Origin of the sequence: Mucilaginibacter sp. KACC 22773 (genome assembly GCF_028736215.1) — a bacterium.
Classification (GTDB): domain Bacteria; phylum Bacteroidota; class Bacteroidia; order Sphingobacteriales; family Sphingobacteriaceae; genus Mucilaginibacter.
Map to the genome: position 1 here is coordinate 6975531 of NZ_CP117883.1, position 22785 is coordinate 6998315.

A 22785-nucleotide genomic window follows, 5' to 3' on the forward strand; every position below is an offset into this window, starting at 1 on the left:
CGGGTGAGTTTTTTACTTTTGAATTTTTACTTTTGACTTATCCCAGCACCCTCGGCCCGGCATCATTTATAGTTGATACGTAGCCATTAGAGCCTATTTTTAAACCGGTTAAATGATGCTGCAATTTTTGGGTTATCCGATGCGCTGTATCCTCATCTTTTGTGAAGGCAAAAACAGAGGGGCCAGAGCCGGAGATACCAAAGCTAACCGCGCCTAATTCCATCGCCATTTCGCGCATTTTATAAAAATCAGGTATCAGCATGGAACGTACCGGTTCAACCAATACATCCTTCATACTGCGGCCCATCAGGTCAATATCATTCATAAACAAGCCGCTTACCAGCCCTGCAATATTACCCCATTGGGTTACGGCATCCTTCATCTGGATGTTTTTGCGGATTATCTGGCGGGCTTCTCTTGTTGGTACATCTACATCAGGGAACACAATGGCACACCACAAGCCTGCCGGATGCGGCAAACGCACTACATCCAAAGGTTCGTAACTGCGGATAAGTACAAAACCGCCCAACAATGCCGGGGCAACATTATCCGCATGGCCATGGCCGCAAGCCATCTCTTCGCCCTTCATAGCAAATGGCAGCAATTTTGCAGGATCGCTATCATCGCCTAACAAGGTTTTAATAGCAAACAAACCGGCAACCGTACTGGCCGAGCTTGAACCCAACCCGCTACCTATCGGCATTTTTTTATGCAGTTCAATATCCAATCCGACATCGGTACGGCCAACGCTTTGCAAATAATGCTGAACGCTCACACTCACCGTATTTTTAGCGGGATCCATTGGCAAACGCCCCTCATCGCCGGTAATTTTGCTTATAGTGATGCCTGGCTTATTGGTCATCCGCATAATCACTTCGTCACCGGGCTCGTTAACGGCAAAGCCCAGCACATCAAAGCCGCAAACTACGTTGGCAACCGTTGCCGGGGCAAAAACGTGAACGCCCCCCCCGCCCCCTGAAGGGGGTGCCAAAGAGGGTTTAGTTGTTTCGAATGTCTTATTATCTTCCATATAAATTTATCAAACTATAGTTCCCCCTTCAGGGGGTTAGGGGGCTTCTAATTCGCTCCCAAATTTATCAAATCAGCAAATACACCTGCAGCAGTTACTTCCGCACCCGCGCCGGGGCCTTTTACTACCAGCGGGCGTTCTTTGTACCTGTCGGTTGTAAACGATATAATGTTATCGCTGCCCGATAGCATGTAAAACGGATGGTTTTCATCAACCATTTGCAGGGTGATGGTTACTTTACCATTTTCAAGCTTGCCTATGTAACGTAACACCTTGCCGTCTTTTTCGGCCTGGTCTTTAAGTTTTGCAAAGTGGGCGTCTTCTGTTTTAAGGGTAGCATAAAAATCATCTACCGATTTTGCTTCAAGGCTGGCTTTCGGCAATACGCTTTCAATATCAACATCGGCTTCTTCCATTGCATAACCGGCATCGCGGGCCAGGATGAGCATTTTGCGCATAAAATCCTTACCGCTCAAATCGTCGCGCGGATCTGGTTCGGTATAGCCTTTTTCCTGGGCTTCTTTTACCACATCATGGAAATTGGCATCGCCTTTAAAATTATTAAAAATGAAGGATATAGTACCTGATAGGATGGCTTCTATGCGCTGCACCCTATCGCCGCTGTTCATTAGGTTTTTCAATGTGTTGATGATAGGCAGGCCTGCACCAACGTTGGTTTCGTAAAAGAAATCGACCCCATGGCGGCGGGCGGTATCTTTAAATGTGCGGTATTGCGTGTAGCTGCCCGAGTTACCAATTTTATTACAGGTGATTACCGAGATGTTGGCTTTAAAAACATCTTCATAAAACTCAATTGGCTTAGGGCTGGCGGTATTGTCAATAAACACACAGTTGGGCAGGTTCATGGCCTTCATCCTGGCAATAAACTCTTTCAGGTCGGCACTGTATGGTGATGCCTCTATGTCATTTTGCCAGGTATCTAAAGAGATACCATCGCTGTTAAAAGTCATTTTACGGGTATTGCTGATGCCGGCAACTTTTACCTGGATGCCGTTATTACCTTTCAGATAATCGGTATGGGCATTTAGCTGGGCAAACAAGGTTTTACCAATATTGCCGGTGCCTAAACAGAAAGCGTGAAGCGTTTTAGTTAGCTGTACAAAGAAAGCATCATGTACTGCATTGAGGGCCTTTGAAAGATCCTGGGCCGAAATGATAACCGAGATATTATACTCCGACGAACCCTGGGCTATAGCCCTCACGTTAACTCCGTTACGACCCAGTGCATGGAACAACTTGCCCGACATGCCCGGCGTTTGCTTCATGTTTTCGCCAACTACGGCCAGTATGGCCAGTTTTTTTTCAATAACCAGGTGTTCCAGCTTTTTGGCCAACAGCTCCAGTTCAAACTCCTGTTCTATCAGTTGTTTGGCCTTTTCGGTATCCTGTGGTTGTACCGCAAAGGTGATACTGTGCTCTGACGACGATTGGGTAATCAAGATGATATTGATTTGCTCCCGGGCCAACAACGAGAATAAACGACCGCTAAAACCCGATTTACCAACCATGCCGCTACCCTCTAAATTAAGGATACTGATATTGTTTATAGACGAAATGCCCTTGATAGGCAGGCTTGACGCCTTACAATCATGACGGATCACGGTACCTTCAAATTCCGGCTCGAAAGTGTTTTTGATAACAATAGGTATCTTTTTCAGGAAAGCCGGGATCATGGTTGGCGGATAGATCACTTTGGCACCGAAGTAAGAAAGCTCCATGGCTTCGGTATAGGTAAGCTCGGTTAATGAAAATGCTTTTTTAACCATGCGCGGATCAGCGGTCATCATACCGTTTACATCCGTCCATATCTGGATCTCTTTGGCGTTAAGCGCCGCGCCGAAAATAGCAGCTGTGTAATCAGAGCCGCCGCGGCCTAATGTGGTTGTTTGGCCGGCATCGTTGCCTGCAATAAAACCGGTAACAAACAATATTTTGTCTTTATTTTCCTGGTGTAACGTTTTAATAAGCAGCTCTGTCAGCTCTGTATTTACCTTGGCATTGCCAAAAGCGCTGTCGGTTTTAATTACATCTGCAGCGTCAACATACAATACGTCTTTAAAATGCTGGGCGGCAATTTTACTCACCATAATGGTCGAGCAGCGTTCGCCAAAGCTTAATACCTGGTCGCGGGTTTTGGGGGTAAGCTCGCGTAGTGTTAATACGCCCTGCAGTAATTCCTCTAACTGGTTAAAGTGAATTTTTAAACGGGTGAAGGCGGGGTTTTGGTTTTGCACATCGAGCAGTGTTTTTACTACATCAAAGTGACGTCTTTCCAGTTCGGCCAGTTGAGCGGTAAACTCTTTACCATTGGCGGCATCTTCGGCCATCGAGGCCAGCAGGTTGGTTACCCCGCCCATCGCCGATAATACAACAACCGGCTTAACTTCATTTTTCACTTCGCCTTTTAATATGTTTAAAAGCGTTTGGATACTTGCGGCGGAACCTACGGATGTGCCGCCGAATTTTAAAACTTTCATTTTGTGTTTTTAGCAATATAAATAATAAAAAAGCCTTCCTCGTTTTTGGAGGAAGGCTTCATTTGGTTTCTTTTGTTTATGTTTTACACCATACGATTATCTTCCTCCGAGTTTTATGCCGGTGGTAATAATTGTTGTAATAATGGTGTTGTTAATTGTCATACTTATAATGTCGACAAAGTAAATAGATATTTTTATAATAAGCAAGCTTTATTTTACTTTTTTAAAAACTCATGCCTCATTAACAGCATTATGCAGGGCAAACGCAATTAATTGGGTTAACATAACTTAACATATTTCAGGTAAAACACTTACAATAGGTTGACAATCAATGCTTTATACTTTACCATGGTTAACGATAAACTGATTGCGCAATTTAGCCGCGTCCAAATATTTGTGCCTGGTGTTGGCCAATACAAGTCACTTGGGTACCTCTGTCATTTAACCAGGATCGGGCAACAAAAACAAGGTATCGCTTGATTACTCATTTCCCCACACCATAAGCTTATTCTTAAATAACAGCTTTTCGCCGTTAACTATTTAGATGCATTTACCCCGCAGCATTATGGCATTAATGGTGATATAAGCATAGTATTTGTTACTTTTGAACCTTAATTACTATGCAGGGATTACTCATAAAATCAACCGGAAGCTGGTACCAGGTGCAAACACCCGATGGCCAACGGATTGATTGCCGGATAAAAGGAAAATTCAGGATGCAAGGCATCACCACAACCAACCCCGTGGCCGTGGGCGATGTAGTGGAGTTTGAAATGGAACCCGAGCAGGAAAGCGGGGTAATTACCAAACTGCACCAGCGTAAAAACTATATTATCCGCAAGGCTATTAACCTGAGCAAGCAGGCCCAGATCATAGCTGCCAATCTTGACCAGGCGTTGTTGGTAGTTACTTTAGCTTCGCCACGCACTTCATTAGGTTTTATCGACCGTTTTTTGGTTACCGCCGAAGCTTATGATATCCCCGCCCGATTGATATTTAACAAAGTAGATTTGTTTAGCGACGAAGGCCTGGAAATACTGGCCGACCTGAAAGCCGTTTACGAAAAAATTGGATACCCCTGCTTTGAAGTATCGGCATTGGAGGGCACCAATATTGATAAAGTACAGGAACTTTTAAAAGATAAGGTAACGCTGTTTTCCGGCCACTCCGGCGTAGGTAAATCAAGCCTCATCAATGCCCTTTTGCCAAACCTTGACCTGCGTACCCACATGGTATCTGAGTGGAGCGACAAAGGCATGCACACCACAACCTTTGCCGAAATGTTTGAACTGCCACAGGGAGGTTTTATTATCGACACCCCCGGCATCCGTGAATTGGGTGTCATCGACATAGAAAAAAACGAACTAAGTCACTTTTTTCCAGAGATGCGCTCGCGCATGAACCAATGCCGCTTTAACAATTGCCGCCATATTAATGAACCCGGCTGCGCTGTGCTGGAAGCTTTGGAAGAGGGCGATATTGAATTATCGCGCTATGAAAGCTATTTGAGCATTTATAATGGGAATGATACCAGGGCTTAAAGAAGAGTCAAGAGATTAGAATTAAGAAAAAAGCTCACGGGCTTAGTCTTAATCCTTGCTCCAAAATTCTTTATCCTTCCAGCGCCGTCTTAAAATCCTCCACCAAATCATCCAAATCCTCAATCCCCACCGATAGGCGGATCATGCTTTCGGGGATGCCCATTTCGGCACGGCGCTCGGCACCAAGCTCAAAAAATATGGTTTGAGCTACGGGGATAGCCAGGGTACGGGTATCGCCCAGGTTGCTTGATTTTACTACCAGCTGCAATTTATTTAAAAATGCAAGGCAATCAATACTGTCGTCCAGTTCGATGCTCATCAGTCCGCCAAATTTGGCAAATAACTTACCGGCACGCTCATGCTGGGGGTGATTTTCCAGGCCCGGATAAAATACTTTTTTAATTTTTGGATGGCTTTCAAAATAAGTAGCCAGCGCAAATGCATTGTTGCAGGCACGTTCTAACCGGAGAGCCAATGTTTCCGAACCTACAGATATGGAATGCGCGGCTTCGGGCGATAAAGTGCCGCCAGCATCGCGAAGTCCTTTTTTACGAATCTGCGTCATTCCCAAAGCCTCGGGCTTTACCTGGGTTTTAAAGCCCGGGAAAATGTTGGGGTATATGCTCCAGTCAAACAAGCCGGTATCGGTAACACTGCCGCCTAATGCATTGCCGTGACCGCCGATGTATTTGGTTAACGAGTTGATGACCAGGCCTGCCTTTACGTCAATTGGATTAAACAGGTATGGCGACGTCATGGTGTTATCTACCACATATAAAATTCCTTTTTCGCTGCAAAGTGTACCAATGCCCTCCAAATCTGCAATTTGGGTGGCCGGGTTGGCAATGGTTTCAACAAAAACCAGTTTGGTATTTTCTTTTATTTCGGCGCGAACGTTTTCAACATCTGTAGCGTCAACAAAGGTAATATCCAAACCTAAGTCGATATACGTTTGAAAAATACTACGGCTGTTGCCAAATAAAAACGAACTGGCTACTATATGATCTGTATGTTTTATCAATGCCATAATGGTGGCCGAAATAGCCGCCATCCCGGTAGAGAACGCAATAGAAGATAAGCCCTTTTCCATTTGGGTTACTTTATACTCCAATGCGGTAACCGTAGGGTTTCCCTGGCGCGAATAAGCGTAACCTTTCTTTTTGTTCTGAAAAATATCAACCAAATCCTGCACATCCTCGTGCCCGTAAGTAACCGAAGTATGGATTGGTTTATGTAAAGACCCGTGCTCTGGCTTGCCCAGGCGGTCGGCATGTAATAGGGTAGTTGTAAAGCCTCTTTTAGTAGTCATTTTGAACCTATCAGTAAAAAAATAATAGCGGTTGCGAACTTAAGAATTTTTATGCACACGAATTTCACCAATTAAGTCGAATTAACACAAATCCGATAGATAAAGTATTATATAGACAACACCAATCTCCTGAACTGGGTCGAATAGGCACTAATTTGATGAGCGTGGATAAATTAATTCACCTGAATTAGTGAAATTCGATCCAATTCGTGACATTCGTGTGCATATGAGAGCAGTATTACAACGGGTAACCGAAGCAAGTTGCAAAGTTGATGGTGAAATAACCGGGCAAATAGGCGCCGGCTTCCTGGTATTGCTGGGTATTGAAGATGCCGATACTGACGAGGACCTAAACTGGCTGGCCAATAAAATTGCAGGCATGCGTGTTTTTAGCGATGAAAACGGCCTGATGAACAAAGCCCTTGCCGATATCAATGGCAACATATTGCTGATATCGCAATTCACCTTATTTGCCCAAACAAAAAAGGGAAACCGGCCATCATTTATCCGGGCTGCAAAACCCGATAAGGCAATACCGATGTACGAGCAAATGATCAAAACGTTGCAAACAATCACCGGTAAAAAGGTAGCCACGGGCATTTTTGGGGCTGATATGAAGATTAGTTTATTGAACGATGGCCCGGTGACTATTGTGATGGATACCAGGGACAAAGACAATCATTAATTGCACACCAATTTTTCTAATTTTATCGAATTTCACGAATGGAATAAACACGAATTTTCACAGATTTAGGCAAATTTCACGAATTTATTTATCGCTGGGTTAGTGAAAATCATATTCAATTAGTGAAAATCGTGTATAATAATAAATTCGTGTCCATTTCATTTTTATGACTGATATTTTATTCAAAGAGGAATCCTACAAAATAATTGGCGTTTGTTTTGAAGTTCATAAGATATTGGGGCATGGCTTTAAGGAGGTTGTTTATAAAGATGCCCTGGAGTTTGAGTTTAAACGATTAGGTCTTCCATTCGAGAAAGAGAAACCATATTCCCTTTTCTACAAAGAGCAAAAACTCAAACACTTTTTTGTTGCAGATTTTGTATTATATAACACGATCATTCTTGAAATAAAAGCGGGAAATTATATTGGCGATCCCTATATTAAACAAACACTTAACTATTTAAAAGCCTCGGGCCTGAGATTAGGTATTGTAATAAATTTCGGCGCCCCCTCGGTAGAATATCAAAGAGTAATCATATAATTATTCCAATTCGAAAAAATTCACCCAAAAGCATTCGTGGTAATTCGCCACATTCGTGAAATTCGTGTTTCATAACCTTCGCGACAATTCGATTTAATTCGTGAAATTCGTGTTTATTTAAATTCGTGTTATGGAAATTAAAGAAGCGCAGCATCTGGTAGATAAGTGGATAAATACCACGGGCATCCGGTATTTTAATGAGTTAACCAATACTGCCATTTTGATGGAGGAGGTGGGCGAAGTAGCCCGCATTATGGCGAGGCAGTATGGCGAACAATCATTTAAAAAATCGGATACAGAGGTTAACCTGGCAGATGAAATGGCGGATGTGCTTTTTGTGCTGATATGCCTGGCTAACCAAACCGGTATCGACCTCACGGATGCACTGGAAAAGAATATGGAAAAGAAAAGCATCCGTGACGCCGACCGGCATAAGAATAACGAGAAGCTGAAATGACGATTTTTAAAATTATGTGTCGAATTAAATTAAATAACAAAATTTAATTTCGTCAAAAATCAATTTTATATAATTTAATAAGGCACATTTCGTTTATTATCAAAACTAAATTTCCTTATTATGAAAACTTATATTATCACATTTTCCTTATTGCTGACACTTTGCGCCTGCGAAAAGAAAAGCGAACCATCAAAATTGAGGGCTTTGGACGTCACGTTGGCAGCACCGCCAATGGCAGAAGAAAAGAACATTGGCAGTGCAAATTCTTTAGCTAAATCAGCCTCAGATAAAAGTGTAACACCTCAAAAAGAGACAATAGATACTTCAAAAAAAATCATCAAGGAAGGCGAAATCCGTTTCCATACCGGCAACCTTTACGCTGCAAAACAAAAAATAGTAAATTCATTACAAAGCCTTGGCGGTTATGTAGCCGAAGAAACTGAAACCAACGGCGGCGATAACAGCCAGAAAGGGTTTGATTTAAAGGTCCGCGTACCTTCAAAAAATTTCGACAGGTTCCTGGATGCGTTGCAAGCCAGCGGGGATAGTATCGACACTAAAAACATCCGCAGGAAAGATGTTACTTCGGATTTTATTGACATTGCTACACGGCTAAAAAACAAACAGTTACTGGAAAGCAGATACCTGGACCTGCTAAGAAGGGCTACAAAAACAAGCGACTTATTGGAGATAGAGGACAAGATAGCCGAAATACGCACGGATATTGAATCGACCCAGGGGCAACTAAATTATATGACCCGCCAGGTTGCTTTCAGTTCGCTCGATATCACCTTTTACAATAAACATGGCGAACGTACAACTAACGAAAATGGCTTTAGCTACCGGTTTAAGCAGGCAATAACCCAAAGCTGGGATATTGTACAAGACTTGTTTTTTACCGTAATAACACTTTGGCCGGTTTTAGTTATAGTACTAATAGGGTTTTGGTGGTTCAGAAGATGGGCAAGAAAAAGAAAACTGGAGAAGGATGCCGAATAAAAGCGCGCTGATAGCCTGCTAATTTTATTGCTGTAATTTAACCAACTGCTCCCCATCCAAAACCGGGATAGCCGTAGTAATATCTACCTGCAAACAAAAATCGATGTCCTTTTGGATGCCTAATTTTTTTAATCGCTCGCCGTGAGATGTTTTTTTAAGGTAATCGTTAATATCGTGCTTGCCCAACTGGTACAAATCATTGGCGGCCAGCGCGGCATCATCCAAAACATAACCGAAAGTTTTTAACTGATCGATTACGGCACCGGCAAAAAGGGTATCCTCCAGGTTAAAATTGTTTTTCCAGCCCGCACATACCAGCAGCACGTTTTCGTTCTGCGTTTTGAGCCAATCGCTTAACGCAGTAAGGTTTAGGAACGATCCTATCACAATTTTTTTAGCTGCGCGGGATAAATGCAGCGCGTGGGTGCCGTTTGTGGTGGTAAGCACCACTGTTTTACCGGCAACTTTTTCGACGGTGTATGAAAATGGCGAATTCCCAAAATCAAAACCCTCAACTACTTTCCCGTCGCGCTCTGCTGCCAAAAGGTAATCCAGCCCTTTCTCTCTATACGCGGAACACTCCTCAACCTGTGATACCGGGATAATAGCCTCAGCACCGTTTTCAATACCATAACATATAGATGATGTTGCCCTGAAAATATCAATAACCACTACAATGTATTCTTCCACATTAAAAAGTGGCAGCAAAGCGGGTGTAAGGCAAACTTGTAAATTCTTGGTCATTAGTCATTAGTCACTCGTCATTGGTCATAAACGCCGCCGATCAATTAGCAGTTAAACCAACTAATAACCAATGACTAATGACCGATGACTATTTGTAAAAAGGCGGCTTTACAATTTTAGCCTTGATTTTATTATCGCGGATGCTGATGAAAATTTCTGTACCTTCTTTAGCGAAAGCATTGTCAACATAACCCATACCAATGGCTTTTTGTAGCGATGGTGATTGCGTGCCCGATGTTACTTTGCCTATGGTATTGCCATCGGCATCAACAATAGGGTAATCATGGCGGGGGATACCGCGGTCAATCATTTCAAAACCAACCAGCTTTTTGCTTACGCCTGTTTGTTTTTGTTGCTGCAAAGCCTCGGCATTGGTAAATTCCTTGTTGAATTTGGTTACCCAGCCAAGGCCGGCCTCTAATGGCGATGTGGTATCGTCAATATCGTTCCCGTACAGGCAAAAGCCCATTTCTAAACGCAAGGTATCGCGGGCCCCCAGGCCAATTGGCTTTATACCAAATGGCTCCCCGGCTTTAAAAATTGCATTCCAGATTTGTTCTGCATACTGGTTATCAAAATAAATTTCAAACCCGCCTGCGCCGGTGTACCCTGTAGCCGAAATAAGCACATTGTCAACACCTGCAAAAGTTCCTTTTTTAAAGGTGTAGTATTCCATGGATACCAGGTCAACATCGGTAAGGCTTTGTAGTGCTTCGGCAGCTTTGGGCCCCTGGATGGCCAGCAATGATGTACGGTCAGATATGTTTTTCATATCAACACCGCTGGTATTGTATCTGGAGATCCAGTCCCAGTCTTTATCAATATTTGATGCGTTAACTACCAGCATGTAGGTTTTCTCGTCAATACGGTAAACCAACAAATCGTCAACAATGCCACCATCCTCGTTTGGCAGGCAGGAGTATTGCACTTTGCCATCGTATAATTTGGCAGCATCGTTACTTGTAACCCGTTGGATAAGGTCAAGCGCATTATCGCCTTTTAAAATAAATTCGCCCATATGGCTTACATCAAACACGCCTACCGCCTTGCGTACGGTTTCGTGTTCGGCGTTAATACCCACGTATTGCACGGGCATATTGTAGCCGGCAAAAGGCACCATTTTGGCACCAGCTTTTATATGTACATCGGTTAAAGCAGTATTCTTCATGCGGTCAGTTCAATCAGCCGCAAAGGTAATTATTTTGAAGAGAAAATGAGCCCCATTTGTAATGCCCGCGCCAGGGCTAATGATACTTTTTAAGCTGCTGCTTATGCAGAGAGTACGGGCGGAGCGCTCAGCCTTTTATAAAATTCAACCAAATCTTTTGCTACTTTATTCACATCGTGCTGCTGCTCAACCAATTTACGCGCATTAAGACCTACGTTTTTGCAAAACTCTTCATCGGATATGCAACGTTCAATAGCATGGTAAAACTCCCGCTGATCATTGGCTATCATAATATTGGTTCCGTTGCTAAAGTTTATACCTTCGGCCCCCAGGGCGGTAGATATGATACATTTTTGCATGGCCATTCCCTCAACAATTTTTACCCGCATACCACCGCTTGATAAAAGCGGCACAATCATAATGGCTTTACTGTTTACAAAATCAAAGGCGTCATCAACTTCGCCCTGGATAAATATTTTACCCATTACCTCGTAGTCATCAAAACGCTCGGGAATATTATGCCCGGCCACGTAAAATTTAACACGCAGGTCTCCTTCTGTCAGGTCTTTATGAAAATTATTAATAAACCATTCTATCCCTTCGCGGTTAGGCAGCCAATCCAGCGAACCCAGGAAAAACAAACTCGGGAATTCTGTTTTACTAAAGTCGGGCCGGTAGCGGGTAAGGTCAATTCCAACAGGGAAAATCTCTACCGGAATGGTAGCGCCATATGACAGCACGGTTTTTTTATCCTCAGCGGTAAATACCGCTATCGCATCAAACTTATTAAGCTGTTGTAATTCGTAATCTTTAATCCGCCGGGCAACCATGCGCAGATATCCCCTTTTTAGCAGGTCGCTCTTTTGATACGCAAGTCTTTCATAAACCTGGTGTTCAATATTATGCGACCGGTAAATAAGTTTGGCTTTTGATACCTTGCGGACAGCTGTCAGGTAGGGGGTAACAAACAAACCCTCAAACTGGATAATATCATACGCATTTTGCTTCAGCTCACGGATAAGCAGCTTTTCAAACTCGGCATCGTAATACCTATCAACATTGTTTGATTTTTTGCGGAACAAGTTCACGGCAGCATCAACCATAGATATGTTGATGTTGATTTTAAACGAGGTGTAATTTATTTTGTCCTCCAGCTCGTCCTTTTCGTGATAACTGCTGTTATACTTTTGGGCATTTAATGCCACCAGCGACACATCATGCCCCAATGCAATTAATCCTTTTATGGTATTGCACACCACAATAGCATATCCGCCATTTTGCGGAAATGGCACACGATGTGTTAAAATAAGGATCTTCAAATGATTGATGGGTTTGTCACAAAAATACCAACCAGAAAGGGGTTATCAAAACATCTAACCAAAGTATCTTTAAAAAATACTTAGCTGCGGGTCGGTCACCCTGAAAGTTTTACGATGGTATGGCGTAAACCCAATTTTCATAACGGTTTCGCGGTGTTTTATTGTTGGATAGCCTTTATTAGTGTGCCAGTCGTATTCGGGATGTTCGGCCGCAATTTTCAACATATAATCATCACGATAGGTTTTGGCCAATATTGATGCTGCCGCAATACTGAAATATTTACCATCGCCCTGAATAATGCATTCATGCGGAACGTTTGGATATTTTTTAAACCGGTTACCGTCGATAATTAAAAACTGTGGCGCTATTTGCAATTTTTCAATAGCGCGATGCATAGCCAGGAAAGATGCGTTTAGAATGTTGATCTCGTCAATCTCAAAATTATCAACCGATGCCACAGCATAGGCAATAGCCCTTTCTTCAATCTCTGCGCGTAACCGATACCGTATTTCTTCGGATACCTGCTTGGAATCGTTCAGTAAATCGTGATCAAAATCGTGAGGAAGAATAACCGCTGCGGCAAACACAGGCCCCGCAAGGCAACCGCGACCAGCTTCATCACATCCCGCCTCAATTAATTCATACTGGTACCTTGCTGCTAACATGTTACAAAGATAGAATAAGTATCAAGTAGTTAGTATCAAGTATCAAGACCGAAGAATAGTTCATTAACACCATTAGACAGGAATTCGTGAAATTCGTGTTCAATTCGCGCCTATTCGTGTGTATTAAATTCGCCTCGATTCGTGAAATTCGTGTGTATTAAATTCGCTTCAATTAGTGAAATTTGTGTGTCTAAAATATCTTCAGCGTAAGCAGGGTGATATCGTCTATCGGTTTGCTTTTATGTCCAAGGCTCAGGTGGTCTAATAACAAATCGTTAAAATTATCGGGCGATAGGTTACCGTGGGCTTTTACAAACGAAAGCAGTTTATCTTCATTCCATACCTTAGTACTGGTTGATTCAAAGTCCATCAAACCATCGGTATAGTTTACAATAAGACTGCCTGGTTCAATATCAACCTCTCCTTCGTTCAAAAAAGGCAGGTCTTCAAAAACGCCAATCATCGTCGTTCCCAATTTCAGTGGTATAGCTTCCCCGTCAGCAAAAAGGATGGTTGGGTTATGCCCTGCATTTATATAATTCAGTTTGCGTTTCTTTTGGTTATAACGTGCCAGGAACAGGGTAATAAACCGTTCGCCCTTGGTGTTGTTAAGTACTATTTTATTAAGGCGGTCAATAATGTTGGTCAGGTCGTCCTCCACCGCGGCCCAGGCGTGCAGGCTGGCCTGAAAATTTGCCATCAGCAACGCCGCCGATATTCCTTTACCCGATACATCGGCTATACACCATAAAAATTCGCTCTCATTAAGGCGGATAAAGTCAAAGTAATCCCCCCCGATATTTTGATGGGGCAGGTATTTGGCGCCAACTTCTACTGCATTATCTTTATGAATCCTGAGCGGTATCAACATATTCTGCACTTCAACGGCAAGCTCCATTTCGCGCTGAAAACGTTCTGATTGTAAACGCTCTTTAAATAATTTTTTATTCTCCAGCGCTACTATGATCACATTCATCAGCGTCTGGATAAAGTTAAGATCGTTGCTTAGCATCTCGCCCGATGTATCAAAATCGCCGATAAGCGCATAAGCCAGGGCCTTACTTTTGTGGTATATGGGAATAAAATAATTGTACTTGCGCAGGGTAACATCCTGGTGATCGGCTATCGCGACAGGCGATTTAACTTTGCTTAATTTATCACAAGCCCTGCTTAATGCCATGGCCGATTCCATTTCGCCGCCGTATTTAGAGATGCATATAAACTTATTTTCCTTTTCTATCAGAAAACGAAGCTTGCCAACCTGCAGGTAATTTTGCAGAATAACCTCCAGCATTTGTATAAGTATGGGGGTGGAAGTATTCTTATTAATGGCCCTGGTGATCTCCAATAAGGAATTCAACTCGGATTGCCGTTTAAGCAACAGCCTTATTAATTCGTCTTCGCCAGAACTATCGTCTTTGTATTGCATTTGTTTTTAGTCGCATGACTAAAGTAAAAAAAATATTTTCAAATGCGCGTACTTTGTGATTTTATATCGAAAGCATCACGTAAACCTACTGTAACCAGGTTAAAAGCATACACTAACAACATAATAGCCAGGCCGGGAGTAATAGCTAGGAAAGCCGAATCCATAACGATGTAGCCATAGTGCTCCTTAATCATGCCGCCCCAGGTAGGCATCGGTGGCTGGGCCCCAAAACCCAGGAAGCTAAGCCCTGCTTCTAACAAAATAGCCGATGCGAAGTTTGACGATGCCAGCACCAGGATAGGCCCGGTTATGTTGGGCAAAATATGTTTGGTAATAATGCGCCTGTTATTAAAGCCAAGGGCGCGGGCTGCTTCTACATATTCAACCTGTTTCAGGCTCATTACCTGGCCGCGTACCAGCCGGGCTACCTCAACCCACATGGATAAGCCTACTGCAATAAATATTTGCCAAAGCCCTTTGCCCAATGCAAATGATATGGCAATAACCAGCAGCAATGCAGGCAACGACCATAATATGTTCATTATCCAGCTTAAGGCGCCGTCAATCCACCCGCCAAAATACCCCGCTACAGAACCAACGGCGACCCCTAAAAACATGCTGATTATCACCGACATCAGCCCTACTGCCAATGAAATTCGTGTACCCAGCAACAAGCGGCTCAGCAGGTCGCGCCCGTAAACGTCGGTACCCAGCCAAAAGGTCCTGGTAATTATTTGTTCGCCTTTAATTTTATTGGTAAAATTCTGGTATATCTCCGCCGTTTTTTCGCAGGAGAGCGTTGGGTTTAGCAGCACTTTATTAAAATGATATCGTGGTTTAATACCCGTTACCACTTCAAAAATATTATAGGCTTTTTGATCGGGCTTATCCTCATTGCCAATATATTCGCTTACGTGGACGGAATCCTGTTTAAAATAATACCCTGTAATAGGCACTTCCCTGTAAAAAGATGGCTGCCCAAAAAGCATCCTGTTAAAAAAGCTTATCGTATCTATCTGTTCGCTTTTGCGTATAAGCAACATCATGAATTTGGCGCCAGGCTTTTTAATGCTCAATTGTATAGTCATGTTGTTGGCCTGCGGGGTGTTATCGGGCATTATCAAATACCCCAATATGGCCACTAACAGGGTTATCGCAATAAAAACAAGCCCGGCCATGGCAATTTTATTACGCTTAAATGCGTTCCAGGTACGTTTAGAGGGGGTAAGCTTGGCCAATAGTTAATAGTTCCGTTTGGCTAAATATCGCTTAAATAGATGCAATAAGCAATCGGCGTGAGTACAAATTACATTTACATTAAAAACCATCAGGGCTATTTAACCTCCCGCCCTTTCCATTGGTACTTTTTATTGCTGCCTATTAAGCCCATGTAGGCCAGGTAAACAACGTGTACCGGTATGGTAATTATAAGCAGGCTAACCAGGTAGCTGCGCTTAAAAAACGAGGTAACAGGAATCAGGTAAATAGCCTCAAAAAAATATTTAAGTAAAAACTGCGCCAAAAAAAGCTTGAAAATATCGGCAAAAAACAATCCCAGGAAAAAATTCAATAGCAGGGAGATATTAAAAAGCCAGAAGATAAGAGCGACAAGAACAATCTTTTTATCCTTATATAAAGTAAATTTTGATGCCCAACGCTTACGCTGCTGCATAAACTCTTTTAAATTTGGCTTGGCATGAGTATATACAATGGCGTCTGTTTGTTTTATAAAACCAATGCGGCCGGGGTAGCGTACCGCCACTTTTTGCAATAATAATTCATCATCGCCCGATGCCAGCTGATCGATACCTTTAAACCCTCCTACTTCGTTAAATACATCTTTACGGTAGGCCATGTTGGCGCCATTACAGGTTGATGCCCTTCCGTTACCAATAAATGCCGCTCCAATACCAATTAAAAACGAGAACTCCAGCGTTTGCATCAGCTCAAATACCGATTTCTCCTGGAAAAATGTCACGGGAGCCGAAATAAGCACCGGGTTTTCGGTTTCGTAGTAAGTTACTATGGTTGATATCCACTTGCTGTTCATCCGGCAATCGGCATCGGTGGCTACCATTAGTTCGCCGGTTGATAATTGGATTGCCTCAGTTATGGCCTTTTTTTTATAGGAATTTAATGGTTGGTTTTCATTGAGTTTTAACAGCGTAATACCCTGGTCTGCAAAACTTCCGATAATTGCAGCAGTGTTATCTGTAGAGTGATCGTCAACAATAATTACCTCAAGCAAATGCCTGGGGTAATCCTGGGCCAAAATATCACCGATGGTTAAATGGATAATTTCGGCTTCGTTACGAGCCGCTATAAGTATAGTAACCCGGGTATTAAAAGATGTTTTGTTTACCACTGTTGGGGGTTTTATATTAAACCACCCCTTTATGATATAAACTAAAAACAGCAGGTAAAAGGCTGTAAACAATAACGAGATTATACTAAGCGTTGCGATCAAAGAATTTGATTTTAAAAACAAATAAAGAACCTAAAATAGCAGGAATAAATAAATTTATAAGCCATATTGATGAAACACAGGAAATAACGGCCAGCTTTTGATCGGTTATGTACACAAAAAGGTGGGCGGCGGTAAACCCGCGCACACCGATATCAAAAAGATCAAGAGATGGTAAGGCAGATGTTATAAAGAAAAATAACATTAACACCAGTAGCATGGGCCCAACCTGCATTTGCGGCACCACCATCTGAAAAATGAGGTAATACTGCGTGGTGAAGGTAATGTACCTTAACAAACTAAAGCACATGATCCTGATCAGTTCATGTGTTTTATACCGGCCTAAAACCTCAAAAAAGCGATGGAATTTTCTGATAAATGAAATCCTGTCAAGAACATTAACTATCCATTTGATATGAAAGTAAATGATGAGCTGGACCAAAACCACAGCGGCTGAAATAACGGCCAGCCCCGCATAGCCCCAGGTTTTTTCATGAATAAAGTTTGCAATAAACCACACCATAGAGACAATGCCCAGCACATTGGTTATCAGCGCCTGGCTAAAGGAGCCCACAGCCATGGCGAAAATACCGGGGATACGCTTGCGGTTTGGCAAAAACATAACACGGCCACCATATTCGCCAATACGGTTTGGTGTGGTAACGGCCCAGGTAAGGCCACAAAAAACAGCTTCAACAGCTTCCCAAAGGGTAATGTTGATGAGGGCTTTGCTCACATAGCGCCATTTTAAAGCTTCAAGGAACCAGTTAACAAACATCAACAATGATACTACCGACATAGTTACTATCACCCTGGTAGCGCTAATGCTTGAAACTAATAGTTCAAACTCCTTCAGGTCATTGTTTTTTTTAGAAAACTGCCTGTAAATAAACAATGCAGCTACTATAACTATGCCGGCTTTAAGCAGATAGGAAACTATTTTCTTGGTAGAAGTGGTCAAGTAGTTAAAATTTATGCAATGTTACGAAAAAATGAAGCAAGGATTAACTCGCCACCCAATAACGCAACTTTAGCATTTTTGTTTATTTTAACCTTGCTTTAAAAAACGCAATGGTATTGGCATAGGCATCTTTAGTTGCATCGCTGTTATAGGCCGGGTTGCTTGGGTTGGCAAAACCATGGTCGGCATCATACTGGTGCAGGTACAGTTTTTTGCCGGCAGCTTTCATATCATCATTAAACTTAGCCACTACTTTAGGATTTATCCATTGGTCTTTATTAGCAAAATTGGCCAGCACATCGGCGTTTAGCGTTTTCAGTTTAGCCACATCCTGCTCGGGCATGCCATAGTACATAACGCTGCCAACCAGTTGTTTGCCTGCAAGCAAGCCGGTTTGCAGGCTCCAGCCGCCACCAAAGCACCATCCAATGGTAGCAATATGTGCTTTAGCACCCGCATAAGCAATAGCGCCGTTGATGATGGCTTTGGCCCTCTCTTCAACAACGGCCTGCATTAATTTGCCGGCATCTTTAGGGTCGGTGGCTACTTTGCCGTCATAAAGGTCAAGATCGATGATGTTTACATTCCCCAAATCATTATAAATTTTCTCCGATTCGCGTTTTACATAATCGTTCAGCCCCCACCATTCATGAATCACCAGTATATAGTTATTAGTAGGCTTTGGGGCTTTCAGCACATAAGCGGCGGCTGTTTTGCCATCGGGTGTTTTATAGATAATATTTGTACCTATGCTGCTTTGAAAACGGATAGGCAGCGGTTTTAAATGTGCCATCCGGAACATTGGATTTGAGGCCAGCATGGCAAAGCGCTGGGTTGATGAAGGGTTGGCACAGCAAACCACCTTTTTGTTTTGCGCAAAGGTGAGTGAGCCAAAAGCGATTAATAACGTAAATAAGGCTAATTTTTTCATGGGTTGAGTTTTGAGTTATTTTCAATAACAGTTACGTTGGCTAATTGATTTGCGTTGTCAACTCATTTTTAAATATCCCTGCTAAAACGGGACCGGGCTTTTGAGCCCTCCATTCCCGGGAACGTTAAATGGGGCTTGCTATCCCATCACTTTGTCCGGAGTTATCGGAAGCTCCCGTACCCGTTTTCCGCTGGCGTTGTATACTGCATTGGCTACCGCGGCGGCCATGCCTATGAGGGCTATCTCGGCCATGCCTTTGGCGCCCATCGGGTTAATGATGGGGTCGGGTTTGTTTACAAACAGGGCATCTATCTGTGGGATATCGGCATTTACAGGCACGTGATAATCGGCAAAGTTATTGTTGATATACCGGCCATATCGATGATCAATAACCGACTCCTCCATCAAAGCCATTCCAATCCCCCCTATCGCGCCGCCTATTACCTGGCTACGAGCCGTTTTAGGGCTGATAATGCGGCCGCAATCGGATACACAGGCAACCTTGTCAATTTTAACAACACCGGTTGCAGCGTTCACCAAAACTTTTACAAAATGTACCGACCAGGAGTTCATGGCATACGTTTGCATCCCGTTACCGCCATCCGTCTCCGTAATAACGTCCAGCGAAGCCAGGTTGTGTTCCTTTAATATTTTCGCATAATCGGGGTTATCGGTGCCGCCATTGCCAATCAGTTTTTGAAACTTCTCTTTCAAATCGGCGCAGGCTTTATATACTGCCGAGCCAACACTGGCCGTCGTGGCCGATCCTCCCTGCGTAGGTGCGTTGGGTAATGATGAATCGCCCAACTCAAATTTTATCTTTTCGGCTGGCATGTTCATTTGCTCTGCTGCTATAAGCACCATGGCGGTACCTGTACCGGGGCCGATATCGCTTACTGCGCTTTGCAGCAATAAGGTTCCGTTGGCTTTCAAAGTAGCTTTTATTGTTGCCCTATCCCTATAGGCTCCAAACATGCCGCCGCCCATGCCATAGCCAATATACCAGCCATGCTCTTTTACCATGCCTGGTTCTTGCTTACGGTTTTTCCATCCTATGTGATCGGCCCCCAGTTCGTACGCATCTTTCAAAAACTTGCTCGAGAATGGCTTGCCGCTATCAGGGTCTTTCTCGGCGTAATTGCGGATCCGCAATTCAACAGGATCTATTTTCAGCTGGTAAGATAGCTCATCCAGTGCCGACTCCAGCGCGAAAGAGCCGGTGGCTTCGCCAGGCCCACGCATCCATGTGGGTGTTGCAATATCAAGCGGAACAATGTTGTATTTGGTATTTACATTGGGGCAGGCGTATAAATTCTGGCTTACGCCGGTAGGCCCTTCGGTAAAATTTTCGTACGATGAAGTTTGCCCGGCGGCTTCATGCGTAATACCGGTAAGCTTACCATCGGCTGTAGCGCCAATGCCAATCTTTTGCCAGGTAAACGGGCGGTAACCTACTGATGTAAACATATCTGCACGGCTTAAAACCACCTTTACAGGCCTTTTTACCACTTTAGCAGCAAGTATGGCGGCCACTTCATGCGGCCATGTTCGCAAAGCGCTGCCAAATGCCCCGCCAACAAATTCCGAATGCACCAGTACATTTTCTTTGGGGAGTTTAAACAGGCGCGCCAAATCCTGCTGGGTATCTTTAACGCCCTGGGTTTTATCCCAAACGCTTAATTTATTATCAGCATCCCAACGGGCAATAATAGCATGCAGCTCCATAGGGTTATGGGTTACCGTAGGCACAATATATTCCTGCTCCAGTTTAAACGGGGCAGTTTTCCAGGCATCTTCGGCTCCTCGTTTATAAATACCTTCGCCATGTGGAGGAAATCCTTTTTCTATGTTATCAGGCAGGCTGGTGATATGCTTTTCGGCCTGGTATGTTGCTTTTACCAATGATGCTGCAAACAGCGCACGCTCAAAAGTATCGGCTATTACTATGGCAACGGGCTGGCCGTTGTAATATATTTTATCATCATAAAAAACCTTTAAAGCGCCCTTATCGCCTGCTTTCTTGTCCTTTCCGGGCTGGTCGCCGGGCACTTTTGGGGCGTTTAAATGGGTAAGTACGGCTAATACGCCGGGCGCTTTCAAAGCCGCTTTGGTATCAATGGCAGTAATGCTGCCTTTGGTAATGGTACTGCCTACCAGTACCCCATAAGTTAAACCCGCCGGTGCATATTCAGCCGAGTATTTTGCTGCACCGGTTACTTTTAGTCTTCCGTCTACCCGGCCCATGCCCTCTGCCGATGAGGGCATCGTTTTGTCTGTCGCTGTTTTCATGTTGATGTTAAACTAAGCCTGCTGCATGTTTTAAAGCCTCGGTAATGGTGGCCGGTGCCAATTTTAATTTGAATGAATTACCGCCATGGCCTATAGCCCCCTGCATAGCCAGCCGGGCTGCGTTGGCAAAACTCTCTTCGGTTGCAGGTTTGCCAACAAGTGATTTTTCGGCATCAAAAAGCCGCCAGGGTTTATGCGCTACGCCGCCCATAGCCAGCCGGGCATTTTTTATCAGCCCGTTATCTATTTCAAGCGCTGCTGCTACAGAAACCAGCGCGAAGGCATATGATTGCCTGTCGCGGATTTTTAAATAGTAGCTGTTTTTGGCAAAGTTATTATCCGGTATTTCTACCCCAACAATCAGTTCATCTTTGGCCAAACGGTTATCCAGTTCAGGATGATCTCCCGGCAGGCGATGGAATTCGGTAAAAGGCAGGCGGCGCTCGCCCTTTTTTCCGGCTATAACTACTGTCGCGTCCAGGGCAGCAAGGGCAACGCACATATCGCTGGGATGTACAGCTATGCATTGGGGGCTTGCACCAAAAATAGCGTGCATCCGGTTAATACCTTGCATTGCCCCGCAGCCGGTACCCGGCACACGTTTATTACAAGGCATGGTGGTATCATAAAAATACCCGCAACGGGTGCGCTGCATCATGTTACCGCCAACCGTTGCCATATTGCGCAGTTGCGGCGATGCCCCCGCTTTAAGCGCCATGGCCAAAAGCGGTTGGTTTTGGGCTACCAAATTATTTTCAGATACCGCACTGTTGAGTGCAAGGGCGCCAATGTGAAGTCCGTTTTTAGTAATACCAATATTTTTTAACGGCAGCTGGTTTATATCAACCAGTTTATCCGGAGCAGTAACGCCCCGTTTCATCAGGTCTACCAGGTTTGTACCACCCGCTATAATCTTGCTGCCGGGTTTGCCCACAGCATCTAAAACTGCTTGCTGTGTTGCCGGCCTAACGTATTGAAACTGTTTCATACGGCCATCCCCCCGTCTTTTACTTCCTGTATGGCGTTTACTATATTGGGGTAAGCGCCGCAGCGGCAAATATTGCCGCTCATATATTCGCGTATTTCGTGTTCAGAGTTGGCGTGTCCCTCGCGGATACAGGCTACCGCCGACATGATTTGCCCCGGTGTACAATACCCGCACTGGAAACCATCGTGCTTTATAAAAGCCTCCTGCATAGGGTGCAGCTTATCGCCATTGGCAAGGCCTTCAATGGTGGTAATTTTTTTGCCGTTCATCATGATGCCCAGGGTAAGGCAGGAGTTTACCCGTTGCCCGTCTACATGAACAGTACATGCACCGCATTGGCCATGGTCGCAGCCCTTTTTAGTGCCGGTTAGGTCCAGTTGCTCGCGTAATATATCCAGCAGGGTTGATCGTGGCTCAACGGATAGGTTTTGCTGCCTGCCGTTTACCTGCATTTTTAAAGGCATTTTTTCAAAAACCGCGGCAATTTGCTCATCTACATGGCTGGCCGCAGCTTTTATGGCAGTGCCCGGTGTAAGGGCTACGGCAGTTAGCAGGGTTGATTGTTTCAGGAAATTCCTGCGCGAACTATCCTTCACATCCAGGTCTTCATCAGCCCCGGTACAAGGTTTTTTGCTTTCCATAAATAATCGGCTTTTAGGAATGTTAAATTACATATTTTTAATAAAATGCTGCAACTGCAATCAATGTTTTACAACATCTGTATTTTGTGCATGGTCACGTATTGGGTATTATTATAAAACAATTG

Annotated in this window: 20 protein-coding genes; 5 read left to right on the top strand and 15 right to left on the bottom strand. The window is 43.8% G+C overall.

All coding sequences use genetic code 11. The features are described 5' to 3' along the window. Window positions 1-37: 37 nt before the first annotated feature. A complete protein-coding gene (locus PQ469_RS28910; RefSeq protein ID WP_274210756.1) occupies window positions 38-1030 on the bottom strand; it encodes a homoserine kinase in 993 nt (330 codons plus the stop codon). A gap of 47 nt (window positions 1031-1077) precedes the next feature. Then, window positions 1078-3528, bottom strand: a complete 2451-nt coding sequence (gene thrA, locus PQ469_RS28915) for a bifunctional aspartate kinase/homoserine dehydrogenase I (RefSeq protein WP_274210757.1) — start codon at window positions 3526-3528, stop codon at window positions 1078-1080. A 620-nt stretch (window positions 3529-4148) separates the two neighbouring features. Here thrA and rsgA point away from each other — a divergent pair. Then, window positions 4149-5069, top strand: a complete 921-nt coding sequence (gene rsgA, locus PQ469_RS28920) for a ribosome small subunit-dependent GTPase A (protein WP_274210758.1) — start codon at window positions 4149-4151, stop codon at window positions 5067-5069. Between the two features lie 70 nt (window positions 5070-5139). On the opposite strand, the gene PQ469_RS28925 is transcribed toward rsgA, so the two are convergent. Beyond that, window positions 5140-6378, bottom strand: a complete 1239-nt coding sequence (locus PQ469_RS28925) for a cystathionine gamma-synthase family protein (RefSeq protein WP_274210759.1) — start codon at window positions 6376-6378, stop codon at window positions 5140-5142. A 226-nt stretch (window positions 6379-6604) separates the two neighbouring features. Here PQ469_RS28925 and dtd point away from each other — a divergent pair, with 226 nt between their 5' ends. From dtd to PQ469_RS28945, 4 genes are all read left to right on the top strand, one after another. Beyond that, window positions 6605-7063 (top strand): D-aminoacyl-tRNA deacylase, encoded by a 459-nt coding sequence (gene dtd, locus PQ469_RS28930; protein WP_274210760.1) that lies wholly within the window; start codon window positions 6605-6607, stop codon window positions 7061-7063. A gap of 166 nt (window positions 7064-7229) precedes the next feature. Next, complete coding sequence (locus PQ469_RS28935; protein ID WP_274210761.1) at window positions 7230-7604, top strand: GxxExxY protein; 375 nt, start codon at window positions 7230-7232, stop codon at window positions 7602-7604. A gap of 130 nt (window positions 7605-7734) precedes the next feature. Next, window positions 7735-8061 carry a nucleotide pyrophosphohydrolase gene (locus tag PQ469_RS28940; RefSeq protein WP_090638190.1) on the top strand — a complete coding sequence of 109 codons (327 nt, stop codon included), beginning with the start codon at window positions 7735-7737 and terminating at the stop codon, window positions 8059-8061. Window positions 8062-8181: 120 nt separating this feature from the next. Next, complete coding sequence (locus tag PQ469_RS28945; RefSeq protein ID WP_274210762.1) at window positions 8182-9060, top strand: DUF4349 domain-containing protein; 879 nt, start codon at window positions 8182-8184, stop codon at window positions 9058-9060. A gap of 24 nt (window positions 9061-9084) precedes the next feature. Here the strand turns inward: PQ469_RS28945 and PQ469_RS28950 are convergent, their stop codons facing one another. The 12 genes from PQ469_RS28950 to PQ469_RS29005 form a co-directional block, all read right to left on the bottom strand. Further along, window positions 9085-9804, bottom strand: coding sequence for a 2-phosphosulfolactate phosphatase (locus PQ469_RS28950; protein WP_274210763.1), 720 nt, complete (start codon window positions 9802-9804; stop codon window positions 9085-9087). Between the two features lie 88 nt (window positions 9805-9892). After that, window positions 9893-10972: a glycine cleavage system aminomethyltransferase GcvT gene (gene gcvT, locus PQ469_RS28955; RefSeq protein ID WP_274210764.1), complete on the bottom strand. Its 1080-nt coding sequence runs from the start codon at window positions 10970-10972 to the stop codon at window positions 9893-9895. A 101-nt stretch (window positions 10973-11073) separates the two neighbouring features. After that, window positions 11074-12291 (bottom strand): glycosyltransferase family 4 protein, encoded by a 1218-nt coding sequence (locus PQ469_RS28960; RefSeq protein WP_274210765.1) that lies wholly within the window; start codon window positions 12289-12291, stop codon window positions 11074-11076. 69 nt (window positions 12292-12360) lie between these two features. Continuing rightward, entirely contained in the window at window positions 12361-12957 is a 597-nt protein-coding gene (gene rnhB / locus PQ469_RS28965; RefSeq protein ID WP_274210766.1) for a ribonuclease HII, read from the bottom strand. 190 nt (window positions 12958-13147) lie between these two features. Further along, complete coding sequence (locus tag PQ469_RS28970) at window positions 13148-14386, bottom strand: PP2C family protein-serine/threonine phosphatase (RefSeq protein ID WP_090638168.1); 1239 nt, start codon at window positions 14384-14386, stop codon at window positions 13148-13150. Window positions 14387-14424: 38 nt separating this feature from the next. After that, entirely contained in the window at window positions 14425-15624 is a 1200-nt protein-coding gene (locus PQ469_RS28975) for an ABC transporter permease (protein ID WP_274210767.1), read from the bottom strand. A gap of 95 nt (window positions 15625-15719) precedes the next feature. Next, the gene (locus PQ469_RS28980; RefSeq protein WP_255369733.1) at window positions 15720-16751 is read right to left on the bottom strand and encodes a glycosyltransferase family 2 protein; all 1032 of its coding nucleotides are present in this window, start codon (window positions 16749-16751) and stop codon (window positions 15720-15722) included. 85 nt (window positions 16752-16836) lie between these two features. After that, on the bottom strand, window positions 16837-17811 hold the full coding sequence (locus PQ469_RS28985) for a lysylphosphatidylglycerol synthase domain-containing protein (RefSeq protein WP_274210768.1): 975 nt from the start codon (window positions 17809-17811) through the stop codon (window positions 16837-16839). A gap of 82 nt (window positions 17812-17893) precedes the next feature. Continuing rightward, complete coding sequence (locus PQ469_RS28990) at window positions 17894-18742, bottom strand: dienelactone hydrolase family protein (RefSeq protein WP_274210769.1); 849 nt, start codon at window positions 18740-18742, stop codon at window positions 17894-17896. Window positions 18743-18880: 138 nt separating this feature from the next. Further along, a complete protein-coding gene (locus tag PQ469_RS28995) occupies window positions 18881-21031 on the bottom strand; it encodes a xanthine dehydrogenase family protein molybdopterin-binding subunit (RefSeq protein WP_274210770.1) in 2151 nt (716 codons plus the stop codon). Between the two features lie 7 nt (window positions 21032-21038). Then, window positions 21039-22019, bottom strand: coding sequence for an FAD binding domain-containing protein (locus PQ469_RS29000; protein ID WP_274210771.1), 981 nt, complete (start codon window positions 22017-22019; stop codon window positions 21039-21041). Next, window positions 22016-22660, bottom strand: coding sequence for a (2Fe-2S)-binding protein (locus PQ469_RS29005; protein WP_090638148.1), 645 nt, complete (start codon window positions 22658-22660; stop codon window positions 22016-22018). Before PQ469_RS29005 ends, PQ469_RS29000 begins: the two co-directional genes overlap by 4 nt. Window positions 22661-22785 lie beyond the last annotated feature (125 nt).